This is a genomic window from Dechloromonas agitata is5 (assembly GCF_000519045.1).
Lineage (GTDB): Bacteria > Pseudomonadota > Gammaproteobacteria > Burkholderiales > Rhodocyclaceae > Azonexus > Azonexus agitatus.
In genome coordinates, this window is record NZ_KI912532.1 from 1,685,765 (window position 1) to 1,700,239 (window position 14,475).

13 protein-coding genes are annotated in these 14,475 nt (G+C 63.8%); 12 read left to right on the forward strand and 1 reads right to left on the reverse strand.

Going from position 1 to position 14,475, the window contains the following annotated elements; genetic code table 11:
• Positions 1–2 precede the first annotated feature (2 nt).
• The 10 genes from murD to K420_RS0108390 all read left to right on the forward strand — a co-directional run bounded on the left by murD (position 3) and on the right by K420_RS0108390 (position 10,268).
• Positions 3–1,355: a UDP-N-acetylmuramoyl-L-alanine--D-glutamate ligase gene (gene murD / locus K420_RS0108345; protein WP_027457652.1), complete on the forward strand. Its 1,353-nt coding sequence runs from the start codon at positions 3–5 to the stop codon at positions 1,353–1,355.
• Complete coding sequence (gene ftsW / locus K420_RS0108350) at positions 1,352–2,515, forward strand: putative lipid II flippase FtsW (protein ID WP_027457653.1); 1,164 nt, start codon at positions 1,352–1,354, stop codon at positions 2,513–2,515. The genes murD and ftsW overlap by 4 nt, the downstream gene beginning before the upstream one ends.
• The gene (gene murG / locus K420_RS0108355) at positions 2,512–3,570 is read left to right on the forward strand and encodes an undecaprenyldiphospho-muramoylpentapeptide beta-N-acetylglucosaminyltransferase (RefSeq protein WP_027457654.1); all 1,059 of its coding nucleotides are present in this window, start codon (positions 2,512–2,514) and stop codon (positions 3,568–3,570) included. Before ftsW ends, murG begins: the two co-directional genes overlap by 4 nt.
• Positions 3,567–4,958, forward strand: coding sequence for a UDP-N-acetylmuramate--L-alanine ligase (murC, locus tag K420_RS0108360; RefSeq protein WP_027457655.1), 1,392 nt, complete (start codon positions 3,567–3,569; stop codon positions 4,956–4,958). The genes murG and murC overlap by 4 nt, the downstream gene beginning before the upstream one ends.
• The gene (locus tag K420_RS0108365) at positions 4,955–5,860 is read left to right on the forward strand and encodes a D-alanine--D-alanine ligase (RefSeq protein ID WP_027457656.1); all 906 of its coding nucleotides are present in this window, start codon (positions 4,955–4,957) and stop codon (positions 5,858–5,860) included. The genes murC and K420_RS0108365 overlap by 4 nt, the downstream gene beginning before the upstream one ends.
• Before the next feature lie 15 nt (positions 5,861–5,875).
• A complete protein-coding gene (locus K420_RS0108370) occupies positions 5,876–6,616 on the forward strand; it encodes a cell division protein FtsQ/DivIB (protein ID WP_027457657.1) in 741 nt (246 codons plus the stop codon).
• A gap of 4 nt (positions 6,617–6,620) precedes the next feature.
• The gene (gene ftsA, locus K420_RS0108375; protein ID WP_027457658.1) at positions 6,621–7,850 is read left to right on the forward strand and encodes a cell division protein FtsA; all 1,230 of its coding nucleotides are present in this window, start codon (positions 6,621–6,623) and stop codon (positions 7,848–7,850) included.
• 35 nt (positions 7,851–7,885) lie between these two features.
• Positions 7,886–9,073, forward strand: coding sequence for a cell division protein FtsZ (ftsZ, locus tag K420_RS0108380; RefSeq protein WP_027457659.1), 1,188 nt, complete (start codon positions 7,886–7,888; stop codon positions 9,071–9,073).
• Between the two features lie 85 nt (positions 9,074–9,158).
• The gene (gene lpxC, locus K420_RS0108385) at positions 9,159–10,073 is read left to right on the forward strand and encodes a UDP-3-O-acyl-N-acetylglucosamine deacetylase (protein ID WP_027457660.1); all 915 of its coding nucleotides are present in this window, start codon (positions 9,159–9,161) and stop codon (positions 10,071–10,073) included.
• 6 nt (positions 10,074–10,079) lie between these two features.
• On the forward strand, positions 10,080–10,268 hold the full coding sequence (locus tag K420_RS0108390; protein ID WP_027457661.1) for a hypothetical protein: 189 nt from the start codon (positions 10,080–10,082) through the stop codon (positions 10,266–10,268).
• On the opposite strand, the gene K420_RS0108395 is transcribed toward K420_RS0108390, so the two are convergent.
• Positions 10,255–10,710 (reverse strand): DciA family protein, encoded by a 456-nt coding sequence (locus tag K420_RS0108395; RefSeq protein ID WP_198293818.1) that lies wholly within the window; start codon positions 10,708–10,710, stop codon positions 10,255–10,257. The two genes, K420_RS0108390 and K420_RS0108395, sit on opposite strands and share 14 nt — an antisense overlap.
• On the opposite strand from K420_RS0108395, the gene K420_RS0108400 reads away from it, so the two are divergent.
• Positions 10,700–11,620 carry a M23 family metallopeptidase gene (locus tag K420_RS0108400; protein WP_027457663.1) on the forward strand — a complete coding sequence of 307 codons (921 nt, stop codon included), beginning with the start codon at positions 10,700–10,702 and terminating at the stop codon, positions 11,618–11,620. The genes K420_RS0108395 and K420_RS0108400 overlap by 11 nt on opposite strands.
• 95 nt (positions 11,621–11,715) lie before the next feature.
• Positions 11,716–14,427, forward strand: a complete 2,712-nt coding sequence (secA, locus tag K420_RS0108405; RefSeq protein WP_027457664.1) for a preprotein translocase subunit SecA — start codon at positions 11,716–11,718, stop codon at positions 14,425–14,427.
• The last annotated feature ends 48 nt before the right edge of the window (positions 14,428–14,475 follow it).

The following is a 14,475-nucleotide window of genomic DNA, read 5'->3' on the forward strand; positions in this document are numbered from 1 at the left end:
ACATGGAACTCAAGGGCAAACGCGTACTGGTGGTCGGACTCGGTGAGTCCGGACTGGCGATGGCAAAGTGGCTGCATCGCCAGGGCGCCGTCGTGCGCGTTGCCGACTCGCGTGACAATCCGCCCAACGTCGACGCGCTGCAGGCGGTTGCGCCGGGCGCCGAGTTGCTGACCGGCTCCTTTTCCGCCGAGCCCTTCGCCTGGGCCGATCTGGTCGCTCTGTCGCCGGGGGTGCCCAAGGCCACGCCGGAGATCGCCGCCGTCGCCGACAAGCTGGTGTCCGAAATCGAACTGTTCGCTGCCGGCGTGCGCGCGCAGGTGTCTGGCTCGCGGATCATCGCCATCACCGGCAGCAACGGCAAGACGACGACCACGGCGCTCACCGCCCATCTGCTCAATGGCGCCGGCGTGCCGGCCATCGCTTGCGGCAACATCTCGCCGTCGGCCCTCGATGCACTGATGGTTGCGCAGGATGCGGGGACTTTGCCGCAGGTTTGGGTCCTTGAACTCTCCAGTTTCCAGCTTGAAACGACGCACCACCTGAATGCCGAAGCGGCAACCATCCTCAATCTGTCGGAAGATCACCTCGATCGCTACGACGGGAGTCTGGCGAACTACGCCACCGCCAAGTCGCGCATCTTCCAGGGCAAGGGCGCGATGGTGTTGAACCGCGATGATGACTGGTCGATGGCCAACGGCCGTTGCGGCCGCAAGATGATCACCTTCGGCCTGAATGCCGCGCCGCGCAATGTCGATTATGGCTTTGTCGAGGGGGCCATCGTGCGGGGCAAGGATAAGCTGGTCGCGCTAGCCGACCTGCAGTTGTCAGGGCTGCACAATGCTGCGAACGCGATGGCGGCGCTGGCGCTGTGCGAGGCGGTCGGTGTCGCCCCGGAGCGCCTGATCGCCCCGCTGAAGACCTTCAAGGGCTTGCCGCACCGTGTCGAGACGGTGGCCGAGATCGACGGTGTCCTCTATGTCGATGATTCCAAAGGAACCAATGTCGGTGCCACGCTGGCCGCCATTGAGGGTATGGGCCGCAAGGTTGCCATCGTGCTCGGTGGCGACGGCAAGGGGCAGGATTTCTCGCCGCTCAAGCCGGCGCTGGAAAAACATGGCCGCGCCATCGCCCTGATCGGCCGCGATGCGGCGGCCATCGGCATGGCGCTCGAGGGCAGCGGTGTGCCGACCTGCATCGTCGGCGACATGGAAGCCGCCGTGCGCTGGCTGGCTGCCCAGGCCCAGGCCGGCGATTGCGTGCTGCTCTCGCCGGCCTGTGCCAGCCTCGACATGTACCGGAACTACGCCCACCGGGCGCAGGCCTTCATCGACGCGGTGGAGGGGCTGACATCATGATGATCGGCGCCCTCGACGCCCCTCGTCGCCAAGTGGCCGAGATCGACCACGCCCTGCTGTGGAGCGTGCTGATCCTGCTGTTCACCGGCCTGGTTTTCGTCTATTCGGCATCGATCGCCATCGCCGAGGGGGGGCGGTCGACCGGCCACCAGCCGGCCTACTACCTGATCCGCCAGGGGATTTTCCTGTGCATCGGCCTGGTCGCCGCCGCGGTGACGTTCCAGGTGCCGCTCAAACTCTGGCAGCGTTACGCGCCCTACCTGTTCATGGCCGGCGTCGTCCTGCTCGCCCTGGTGCTGATTCCCGGCATCGGCCGCGACGTCAATGGCGCCCGCCGCTGGATTTCGCTCGGCTTCGCCAACCTTCAGCCGTCCGAGCTGATGAAGCTGTTCGCCGTGCTGTATGCGGCCGATTACACCGTGCGCAAGATCAACGTGATGCACGACCTGAAGCAGGCCTTCCTGCCGATGTTCGGCGCGATGGCGGTGGTCGGCGGCCTATTGCTCAAGGAGCCCGATTTCGGCGCCTTCGTCGTGATCATCTCGATCGCCATGGGCATCCTGTTCCTCGGCGGCCTGCGTGCCCGCCTGTTCGCCCTGCTCATTGTCGGCCTGCTCATCGCCTTTGCCGTCCTGATCATCGTCTCGCCCTACCGCCGTGACCGCATCTTCGGTTTCATGGACCCGTGGGCCGATGCCTATGGTCGCGGTTATCAGTTGTCGCATTCGCTGATCGCTTTCGGGCGGGGCGAACTGTTTGGCGTCGGCCTGGGCGGCAGCGTCGAAAAGCTGTTCTACCTGCCGGAAGCCCATACCGATTTCCTGCTCGCCGTGATCGCCGAGGAGCTCGGCTTCTTCGGCGTCCTGGCCGTCATCGCGCTGTTCGCCGTCCTCGTCCAGCGTGCCTTCGCCATTGGCCGCCAGTGCGTGCAGCTTGACCGCCTCTACCCGGCCCTGGTGGCGATGGGCATGGGTGTCTGGTTCGGTGTGCAGTCCTTCATCAACATGGGCGTGAACATGGGCCTGTTGCCGACCAAGGGGCTGACCCTGCCGCTGATGAGTTTTGGCGGGTCAGGGATCGTCGCGAACTGCGTGGCGCTGGCCATCCTGCTGCGGGTTGACTGGGAGAATCGCCAGTTGATGCGGGGAGGCAAGCTATGAGCAAGACCATCCTGATCATGGCGGGGGGAACCGGCGGTCATATCTTCCCGGCGCTGGCCGTTGCCCACCAGCTCAAGGAAGCCGGCTGGCGTGTCGTCTGGCTGGGTAATCCGGACGGTATGGAGGCGAAGCTGGTGCCGCAGCACGGCTTCGAGATGGTCTGGGTCAAATTCGCCGCCCTGCGCGGCAAGGGTCTGCTGCGCAAGCTGTTGCTGCCGCTTAACCTGTTGCGCGGCTTCGCACAGGCTTTGAAGGCCATCCGCCAGGTCAAGCCGAACGTCGTGCTCGGCATGGGCGGCTACATCACCTTCCCGGGGGGCATGATGGCCGCGCTGACCGGCGTGCCGCTGGTCCTGCACGAACAGAATTCGGTGGCCGGGCTGGCCAACAAGGTGCTGGCTGGCGTGGCCGACCGCATCCTGACCGGTTTCCCGGATGTGCTGAAAAAAGGCGAATGGGTCGGTAATCCGGTGCGTCCGGAAATCGCCCGGATCGCCGCGCCGGCCGAGCGTTTTGCCGGGCGAAGCGGTCCGCTGCATGTCCTGGTCATCGGCGGCAGCCTCGGGGCGCAGGCCCTGAACGAGATCATTCCGCAGGGGATGGCCCAGCTGGCGGCCAGCGAATTGCCGCAGATCGTCCACCAGGCCGGCGAAAAGCACATCGAGGCCCTGCAGGCCAACTACGCGGCGGTCGGTGTCCAGGCTCACTGTGTGTCCTTCATCGAGGACATGGCTGGCGCCTATGACTGGGCCGATCTGGTCATCTGCCGGGCCGGCGCCCTGACCATCGCCGAACTGGCAGCGGCGGGCGTGGCGAGCATCCTGGTGCCTTTCCCGCATGCGGTGGATGACCACCAGACGGGTAACGCCAGGTTCCTGGTCAACGTCGGCGCGGCCTTCCTGCTGCCGCAAACCGAACTGACGCCCGACAGCATCGCGCTGATTCGCAACTATTCCCGCGGCCAGTTGCTGGAAATGGCCGAAAAAGCCCGCAGCCAGGCCAAGCCCGATGCCGCCGAGGCAGTCGCCCAACTTTGCACGGATATCGCCAAATGAAACACAAGGTCAAGAACATCCACTTCGTCGGCGTCGGCGGTTCCGGCATGAGCGGCATTGCCGAAGTGCTGGCGCACCTCGATTTCAATGTCAGCGGTTCCGATATCGCGGCCAGTGCGACGACCCGTCGCCTGGAGGGGGAGGGCGTCAGGGTCATGATTGGCCACGCTGCCGAAAACATCGCCGGCGCCGATGCGCTGGTCGTGTCGACGGCTGTCAAGGCCGATAATCCGGAAGTGGTGGCCGCCCGGGAGAAGAAAATCCCGGTCGTGCCGCGCGCCCAGATGCTGGCTGAACTGATGCGCCTGAAGAGTGGCATCGCCATTGCCGGCACGCACGGCAAGACGACGACGACCAGCCTGGTGACCTCGATCCTGGCCGAGGGGGGCGTCGACCCCACCTTCGTCATCGGCGGCCGCCTGAATGCCGCCGGTGCCAACGCCCGCCTGGGGAGTGGCGATTTCCTGGTGGCCGAGGCCGACGAATCGGATGCGTCGTTCCTGTTCCTGTCGCCGGTCATCTCGGTCGTCACCAATATCGATGCCGACCATATGGAAACCTATGGACACGACTTCGAGCGCCTGAAGACCGCCTTCGTCGATTTCCTGAACCGCCTGCCCTTCTATGGCGTCGCGGTGGTGTGCGGTGACGATGCCAACATCCGCGACATCCTGCCGCGTGTGCCGAAGCAGGTGATCACCTACGGTCTGTCGAAGGAAAACAACTTCTACGCCGAGAACATCGTTGCCGAAGATGGCCGCATGCGCTTCGACTGCGTGCGCGTCAATGGCACGACGACCCGCCTGTCGGTCGTGCTCAACACGCCGGGTATGCACAATGTCCTCAACGCCCTGGCCGCCATCGCCGTAGCAACCGAAGTGCAGGTGGCCGACGAGGCCATCGTCAAGGCCCTGGCCGAGTTCAAGGGGGTCGGCCGCCGCTTCCAGCGTTATGGCGAAATCGCCCTGCCGGCCGGCGGCTCCTTCACGCTGGTCGATGACTACGGGCATCACCCGGTCGAGATGGCCGCCACGCTGGCCGCCGCTCGCGGCGCCTTCCCCGGTCGCCGCCTGGTGCTGGCTTTTCAGCCGCACCGCTACACGCGGACGCGGGACTGTTTCGAGGACTTCGTCAAGGTGCTGAGCACCGTCGATGCGCTCTGCCTGGCCGACATCTATGCCGCCGGTGAAGCGCCCATCGTCGCGGCCGACGGCCGCTCGCTGGCCCGCGCCCTGCGCGTCGCTGGCAAGGTTGAGCCGGTCTTCGTCGAGGATATCGCGGCCATGCCGCAAACGATCATGGATGTCGCCCGTGCTGGCGACGTGGTGTTGACCATGGGTGCCGGCTCGATCGGTGCGGTGCCCGGCAAGTTGGTGGAAGGCAAATGAGCAGTTTCGGCAAAGTCGCAGTCCTCTTCGGCGGTACCTCCGCCGAGCGCGAGGTTTCCCTGAACAGCGGTTCGCGCGTGCTGGCCGCCTTGCAGGGGCAGGGCATCGATGCCCATCCCTTCGATCCGGCCAGCCAGACGCTGGACGACCTGAAAGGCTATGACCGCGCGTTCATCGCGCTGCACGGCCGCCATGGCGAGGATGGCACCATTCAGGGGGCCCTGGAGGTCATGCACATTCCCTATACCGGTTCCGGCGTACTCGCCTCGGCCCTGGCCATGGACAAGTTCCGCACCAAGCTGATGTGGCAGGCGGCTGGCCTGCCGGTGCCGGAATATGCGCTGTTGACCGCCGATTCCGACTTTGCCGAGATCGAGGAACAACTCGGCCTGCCGCTCTTCGTCAAGCCGGCCCGCGAAGGCTCGTCGATCGGTGTCACCAAGGTCAAGGAACGCGGTGCGCTGAAGGCCGCCTACGAGGAGGCCGCCCGCCACGATCCGCTGGTCATTGCCGAAAAAGGCGTGATGGGTGGCGAATACACGGTGGGCATCGTCGGCGACGAGGTGCTGCCGATCATCAAGATCGAGCCGGCGACCGAGTGGTACGACTACGAAGCCAAGTACAACCGTGACGACACCCGCTACCTGTGCCCCTGCGGCCTGCCGGAAGCGAAGGAAATGGCCATCCGCAAGGGGGCGCTGGAAGCCTTCCGCGTCCTGGGCGGTCGCGGCTGGGGGCGGGTCGATTTCCTGATGGACGAGGCCGGCAATCATTACTTCCTGGAAGTGAACACCGCGCCGGGCATGACCGATCACTCGCTGGTGCCGATGGGCGCCCGCGTGGCCGGTCTGGACTACCCGGCGCTGGTGCGTCGTGTCCTGGAACTGGCGGCGAACGACTGACGAGCGGACCGATGCATGTGGAACAAACCGCACCTGCTGAACGCGCTGGCCGACCTGCTGATGCTGGTCGCCGCGGCTGCCGTGCTGGCTGCCGCCGCCGTCTGGCTGGTGCGTGTGCCGTCGCTGCCGGTTCGCCATGTGGTGTTCATCGAGGCGCTGCCCCACACCAAGCGGGGCGAGGTGGAGCAGGTGTTGCCGGCGGCGCTGAAGGGCAATTTTTTCAGTCTGAATCTGGAAGCCGTCCGCGGGGCGCTGGAAAAACTACCCTGGGCACGCAAGGTGGATGTCCGTCGCCAGTGGCCGGATCGTCTGGAAGTGCGGATCGAGGAACACAAGCCGGTGGCGCGCTGGGGCGAGGGGCGGGGCGAACTGGTCAACAGCTACGGCGAGGTTTTCCTGGCCAGTCTGCCGGAGGACGAGGCAAGCGCCATGCCGCTGCTCTTCGGCCCGGCCGGCACGGCGCCCGAGGTATTGAAGGAGTACGGCGAATTGCTCGATGCCTTCAAGCCGGTGGGCGAAACGCCGGTACAGGTGACGCTGTCGCCGCGCCTGGCCTGGCAGTTGAAGCTGCAGAACGGCATGTTGGTCGATATCGGGCGGGAGCAGCCGAAGTCGCCGGTGGGCGTGCGGCTGGCAAGGTTTATCGAGGTGTATCCGGAAATGGTCGCCAAACGGGCGGTCAGGCCGGCTGTGGTGGATTTGCGGTATCCGAATGGCTTTGCGATGAGGGTCGCGGCCGAGGGGAAGGGAAAGTAAGCATATGAGCAGGGACAACAAGGATCTGGTCGTCGGTCTGGACATCGGCACCTCGAAGATCGTGGCGCTGGTCGCCGAGATCAACCAGGAGGGCAACCTCAACGTGATCGGCATGGGCTCGCAGGATTCGCGCGGCCTGAAGAAGGGCGTCGTGGTGAACATCGAGGAAACGGTGCACACCATCAGCCGCGTCATCCAGGAAGTCGAGCTGATGGCCGACTGCAAGGTGAGCAATGTCTATACGGGCATCGCCGGCAGCCACATCAAGAGCTTCAACTCCAACGGCATGGTGGCGATCAAGGACAAGGAAGTGACGCCGAGCGATGTCGAGCGGGTCATCGAAACCGCCCGTGCCATGCCGATTCCGGCCGACCAGGAAATCCTGCACATCCTCACCCAGGAATTCGTCATCGACGGCCAGGACGGCATCCGCGAGCCGATCGGCATGAGCGGCATGCGCCTGGAGGTGAAGACACACATCGTCACCGGCGCCGTCTCGGCCGCCCAGAATATCGTCAAGTGCGTCCGCCGCTGCGGCCTGGAGGTGAATGACCTGGTGCTGCAGCCGCTGGCCTCCAGCTATGCGGTGCTGTCCGAGGACGAGAAGGATCTCGGTGTCTGCCTGATCGACATTGGCGGCGGTACGACCGATATCGCCGTGTGGACCCAGGGCGCCATTCGCCACACTTCGGTGATTCCCATCGCCGGCGACCAGATCACCAACGACATCGCCATGGCGCTGCGTACGCCGACGCGCGAAGCCGAGGACATCAAGTGCAAATACGGTTGCGCCCTGTCGCAATTGGCCGACATCAACGAGAACCTCGATGTGGCCGGTGTGGACGATCGTCCGAGCCGCAAGTTGAGCCGCCGGGCGCTGGCCGACGTGATCCAGCCGCGCGTCGAGGAACTGTATGAGTTGATCCAGAACGAACTGCGCCGTGCCGGCTTCGAGGAAGTGTTGTCCTCCGGCATCGTGCTGACCGGCGGCGCCAGCGTCATGCCCGGAATGGTCGAGCTGGGCGAGGAAATCTTCCACATGCCGGTTCGTCTGGGCAACCCGAAGTACCACGGCAGCCTGGCTGACGTCGTGCAGAGCCCGCGTTTCTCGACGTCATTCGGCCTGCTGCTCGAAGCACAGGCCCAGCGCAAGCGGGGGCAAAAAATTCAGGAAAAGCAGGGCATCAAGGATGTCTTTTCCAGCATGAAGGATTGGTTCGTCAAGAACTTTTAATTTGAATTTGAACGGTTTTTTCAGAGGAGGTAGTCATGTTTGAGATCATCGAGAAAGACGAAGACTGCGGTACGATCATCAAGGTGTTCGGCGTCGGCGGTGCCGGCGGCAACGCCATCGAGCACATGATCAACGAGGGTGTGAACGGCGTGGAGTTCATCGCCGCCAACACCGACGCCCAGGCATTGAGCCGCAACGCCGCTGCGAGCAAGCTGTCGCTCGGCAAGACCGGCCTCGGTGCCGGCGCCAAGCCGGAAAAGGGCCAGGAAGCCGCCCAGGCCCACCGCGACGAAATCCGCGCTTCGCTGGAAGGGGCCCACATGGCCTTCATCACCGCCGGCATGGGCGGTGGCACGGGTACTGGCGCCGCGCCGGTGGTGGCCGAAATCGCCCGTGAAATGGGCATCCTGACCGTCGGCGTGGTGACCAAGCCGTTCAGCTTCGAAGGCGGCAAGCGCATGAAGGCCGCTGAAGCCGGTATCGCCGAATTCTCCAAGCACGTCGATTCGCTGATCGTCATCCTCAACGACAAGCTGATGGAAGTCATGGGCGACGACGCCGATGTCGACGACTGCTTCAAGGCAGCTGACGACGTGCTGAAGAACGCCGTCGGCGGTATCGCCGAAATCATTACCTACCCCGGTCTGGTCAACGTCGACTTCGAAGACGTCCGCACGGTGATGGGTGAAATGGGCCGCGCCATGATGGGCTCCGCCGCCGCCGCCGGTGTCGACCGTGCCCGCATCGCCGCCGAGCAGGCCGTCGCCTCGCCGCTGCTCGAAGGCGTCAATCTGTCCGGCGCCAAGGGCGTGCTGGTGAATATCACCGCTGCCAAGGGCAACCTGAAGATGAAGGAAGTCAATGAGGTGATGAATACCGTCAAGGCCTTTGCCGCCGAAGACGCGCACATCATCTTCGGTGCGGTGTACGACGAACTGATGGGCGACGCACTGCGTGTCACCGTCGTCGCCACCGGCCTCGGCCAGGCGGTTGCGGCCTCCCGCAGCAAGCCGGAAGTGTTTACCCAGCCTGTGCTGGTCCAGGCCCAGGCCACGGGCACGCACGACGCGGTGGCCTTCGGTGCCGGCCCGGCCATCGACTACAACCAGATCGCCGATGTTCCGGCCGTCGTGCGCAAGCGCAACGTCACCGTCGAAGCCCTGGCCAACAGCGGCGTCGACCGTTACGACATTCCGGCTTTCTTGCGCAAGCAGGCGGATTAAAGCGTAACAAAACCATTCTCTGAAAAAGGGCGGTGGCGGGTTGTGTTACAATCCGCCGCCTTCCCCAATCATTCAAGCACTTAGCATGCTCAAGCAACGCACGCTCAAGACGGTTATTCGCGCCTCAGGTGTCGGCCTGCACGGCGGCGTCAAGGTCAACCTGACCCTGCGCCCGGCAGCCCCGGATACCGGCATCGTCTTCCGCCGCGTCGATTTGCCCGAGCCCAAGGATATTCCCGCCAAGGCGGTACTGATTGGCGATACCCGCATGTGCTCCTGTCTCGAAGTGGACGGGGTCAAGGTGGGAACCATCGAACACCTGATGTCGGCCCTCTGCGGGCTGGGCATCGATAACGCCTGGATCGACCTGGATGCGCCGGAAGTACCCATCCTCGACGGTTCGGCCGCGCCTTTCGTCTTCCTGATCCAGTCGGCTGGGATCGAGGAGCAGAACGCCGCCAAGAAATTCATTCGCGTCACCCAGCCCATCGAGGTGCGGGAGGGAGACAAATGGGCCCGTTTCGAGCCTTACGATGGCTACAAGCTGGCTTTTTCCATCGTCTTCAACCATCCGGCCATCGACAAGTCGGCTCAGAAGGCCGAGATCGATTTCGCCGAGCAGTCCTACGTCCGCGAAGTGTCGCGCGCTCGTACTTTCGGCTTCATGCAGGAAGTGGAGTATCTGCGTGAAAACGGCCTGGCCCTGGGCGGTGGTCTGGAAAACGCCATCGTCCTCGACGAGTTTCGCGTCCTGAACCAGGATGGCCTGCGTTATGGCGACGAGTTCGTCAAGCACAAGATTCTCGATGCGGTCGGCGACCTCTATCTGCTTGGCCATCCGCTGCTGGCTGCCTATTCCTCGCACAAAGGCGGTCACGCCTTGAACAATCAGTTGGCGCGCGCCCTGTTGCAGCAACAGGACTGCTGGGAGTTCGTCAGCTTCGATCAGGAAGCCGCCGCGCCGCAAGGCGTCACCCGCTGGCTGGCCCAGGCCGCTTAAGCCACCATGTGGCTGCTGCGCCTGCTGGCAGTCATCGTTGTCATCGCCATTGGCGCCGGCATCGTGGTCTATGCCTTCACCGGCAATCGCCAGTATCTCGCCTTCAGTTGGCGCCTTTTTCGTTACGCAATTGTCTTTGCCTTGCTGGTTTTTGCGCTGATGTTCCTCGAGCGCCTGGCCGTCATTCCGTTCTAGCGGCCCGCTGCAGCAGGCTGTCGAGTGCTGCCCGCAAGGGGCCCGGCGGCAATTTTTCCGCGGTTGCCAGCAGCGCCCCGAAAGCCTTGCCGGAGAGCGGTTTTGGTGTCGATGTCCTTGTTTGGTAAGGATTTTGGCGCGGTTGCACTTTGACTTCAAGAGCGCTACACTCCGCGCCTCCCATGGATAACTCGTTGCACAGTCGCTGGCTCATCTGGCGAATCTTGGCGGCGACCGCGCCGTTATCGGCGTGGATAACGATTTTCCCCGACTTGTAATTGGCCACTCGTGCCGCGTGGCGCAGCCCGCCCGGGGCGATGGCTTCGAAGCGGCGCGAGAGCTTTTGCAGCAGGCGCGCATGGGCCATGACCCGGCCGATCGCGGCGTCGCTGTCGAGGTAGTGCTCTGGCCCTTGGTACATAGGAGGTTCCGTGCAGATCATTCTGGTTTCACGCCATCTGAAGGCGGCGCGCACAATTACCATTATGCCTCGGCATGTGGTCGCCGCGGCATTCCTCTTTTTGGCCCTGGTCGTCTCTTCGTCGCTGTTTCTCTCCTGGTTGTCGGTGCATCTCCGTCTGCCGCTGGTCGAAGACCTGTTGGTCAAGCTGCAGCTGCAGGAAAGCCAGAAGACCCGCAGCTATCTCGACAGCAATCTGCAGTTGATGGCGACCCGCCTCGGCGAGCTGCAGGGGCAGGTCCTGCAGCTCGATGCGCTGGGCGACCGGGTGTCCGGCCTGGCCGGCATCCAACGCGAGCGCCCGGTGGAAGCTGCGAAGGCGCCCCAGGGCGGCCCTTACCTGCCGGCCCCCATGAATCCTTATGCGCTGCAGGACGAAATCGATCGTCTGGCCGGTGATGTCGAGCGATACAGCGACGACCTGGTTTACCTGGAGGCGCGCCTGCTCGACAAGCGGGTCAAGGATCGCCTGTTGCCGACCACGCTGCCGGTCAAGGATGCGGCGCTGGGTTCGTTCTTCGGTTATCGCACCGATCCGTTCGCCGGTCTGCGCTCGATGCACGAGGGGCTTGATTTCTCGGCCGAACCGGGCACCCCCGTCGTTGCCGCCGCTGACGGCGTAGTGCTGGCGGCCAGCTTCCACCCGGAATACGGCAATCTGGTCGAGGTCGATCATGGCCAGGGGTTGACGACCCGCTATGCCCATCTTTCCCGCATGGATGTCACGCCCGGCGCCTTGGTCAAGGGGGGCTCCCGGATCGGTGCGGTAGGCAATACCGGCCGGTCAACCGGCCCGCACCTGCATTTCGAGGTGCGCCAGTTCGGCGTGGCCCGGGATCCCGCGCCATTCCTCAGGCAGGGTGGCGAATATGCCGCACTGAAGCGGCGTTGAAGCAGCGCCGGACTTGATTCAGGTCGTCGTCATCGCCCGGGAGGGGCGTGTTAGAATCCGCCCTTTGCTGCACCGCGCAACCACTGAAGAACGCGATGATATCCGGCCTACTCAAGAAGATTTTCGGCAGCCGCAATGACCGGCTGATCAAGCAATACACCCAGACCGTCAAGCGCATCAATGCGCTGGAGCCAGCCCTGCAGGCGCTCTCCGACGAGCAGTTGCAGGCCAAGACCGACGAGTTCCGTCAGCGCCACGCCAACGGCGAGTCGCTTGACGACCTGTTGCCGGAAGCCTTTGCGGTTGTGCGCGAAGCCGGCAAGCGCGTGCTCGGCATGCGCCACTTTGACGTCCAGATGATCGGCGGCATGGTCCTGCACTACGGCAAGATCGCCGAAATGCGGACCGGTGAAGGCAAGACGCTGGTCGGTACGCTGCCCGCCTACCTGAACGCCATCTCCGGCAAGGGGGTCCATGTCATCACGGTCAACGACTATCTGGCAACCCGCGATTCAGAGTGGATGGGGCGCCTGCACCGCTTCCTCGGCCTGACCGTCGGCGTCAACCTGTCGCAGATGGACCACGAGGCCAAGCAGGCTGCCTACGCCGCCGACATCACCTACGGCACCAACAACGAATTCGGTTTCGACTACCTGCGCGACAACATGGTCTATACGGCCGACCAGCGCGTGCAGCGCGGCCTGAACTTCGCCATCGTCGACGAAGTGGACTCCATCCTGATCGACGAAGCGCGTACGCCGCTGATCATCTCCGGCCAGGCCGACGACCATACCGATCTCTACCTGCGCATGAAGGACGTTGTGCCCAAGCTGACGCGCGCCATGGAAGAAAAGGGCGAGGGCGACTACTGGGTGGACGAGAAGGGTCACCAGGTCCATCTATCGGAGGCTGGCTACGAGCGCGCCGAGCAATTGCTCGCCGAGCATGGTCTGCTCAAGGAAGGCTCCAGCCTCTACGACGCCGCCAACATCTCACTGATGCACCACCTGAACGCCGCCCTGCGTGCGCTGTCGCTGTTCCACAAGGATCAGCATTACGTCGTGCAGAACGGCGAAGTGGTCATCGTCGATGAATTCACCGGTCGCCTGATGGCCGGCCGCCGCTGGTCCGACGGCCTGCACCAGGCCGTCGAGGCCAAGGAAGGTGTACAAATCCAGGCCGAGAACCAGACCCTGGCCTCGATCACCTTCCAGAATTATTTCCGGATGTACAGCCGCCTGTCCGGCATGACCGGCACGGCCGACACTGAAGCCTACGAATTCCAGCAGATCTACGGTCTGGAAACCGTCGTCATCCCGACCCATCGTCCGATGGTCCGCAAGGATATGAACGACCTGGTCTACAAGACGGCCGACGAGAAGCATGCGGCGATCATCGCCGACATCAAGGATTGCGCCAAGCGCGGCCAGCCGGTGCTGGTCGGCACGACCTCGATCGAGAATTCCGAACTGCTGTCGCACCTCCTCGACCAGGAAAAGCTGCCGCACCAGGTGCTCAACGCCAAGCAGCATGCCCGCGAAGCCGAGATCGTCGCCCAGGCCGGCCGTCCGGGGATGATCACCATCGCCACCAACATGGCCGGTCGCGGTACCGACATCGTCCTTGGCGGCAACATCCAGAAGGACATCGACGCCATCAACAGCGATGAGGCCCTGTCCGCCGACGACAAGGCGGCGAAGGTGGCGGCCTTGAAGGACGAATGGCAGAAGGTGCACGAACAGGTGTTGGCCGCCGGTGGCCTGCATATCATCGGTTCCGAGCGCCACGAGTCGCGCCGTATCGACAACCAGCTGCGCGGCCGCGCCGGTCGCCAGGGCGATGCCGGTTCGTCGCGCTTCTATTTGTCGCTCGACGACCAGTTGCTGCGCATCTTCGCCGGCGAGCGCCTGCGCGCCATCATGGACAAGCTGAAGATGCCGGAGGGCGAGGCGATCGAGCATCCGCTCGTCACCCGCTCGCTGGAATCGGCGCAGCGCAAGGTCGAGGCCCGCAACTTCGATATCCGCAAGCAGTTGCTGGAATACGACGACGTTTCCAACGATCAGCGCAAGGTCATCTACCAGCAGCGCAACGAATTGCTGGAAACCGAAGACATCTCGGAAACCATCACCGCCATGCGGCAGAGCGTCATCGCCGAGATCTTCCGCGCCCATGTGCCGGCCGATTCCGTCGAAGAGCAGTGGGACATGGAAGGTCTGGAACGCACCCTGGCGGCCGAATTGCAGATCGAGGCACCGGTCGCCCAGTGGTTCAAGAGCGAGCCGACGCTGTCCGACGAGGAAATCCTCGAACGCATCGTCAAGGGGGCCGACGAGGTTTATCAGGCCAAGGTGGAACTGGTCGGCGCACCGACTTTCCACCAGTTCGAACGCAATGTCATGCTGCAGAGCCTGGACAGCCACTGGCGCGAGCATCTGGCGGCGCTCGATCACCTGCGCCAGGGTATCCATCTGCGCGGCTATGCGCAAAAGAACCCGAAGCAGGAGTACAAGCGCGAAGCCTTCGAACTGTTCGAGGGCTTGCTCGACCTCGTACGCCGTGAAGTGACCCGCATCGTCTACACCGTGCAGATTCGTTCGCCGGAAGATGTCGAGGAAACCGCGCCGCATGCCGATGTGCAGAATGTGCAGTACCAGCATGCCGGTTACGACGAGGCGCTGGGCGAAGGTGGGGCTCAGCCGCAGACTGCGTCGCCGGTCGAAAGCGGCCCGAAGATCGGTCGCAACGACCCCTGCCCCTGCGGCTCGGGCAAGAAGTACAAACACTGCCACGGAAAACTTTCCTGATCTGACCCCCAAGGCACCCAAGGCGGTGCCTTGATGCTTTTGGAGTCC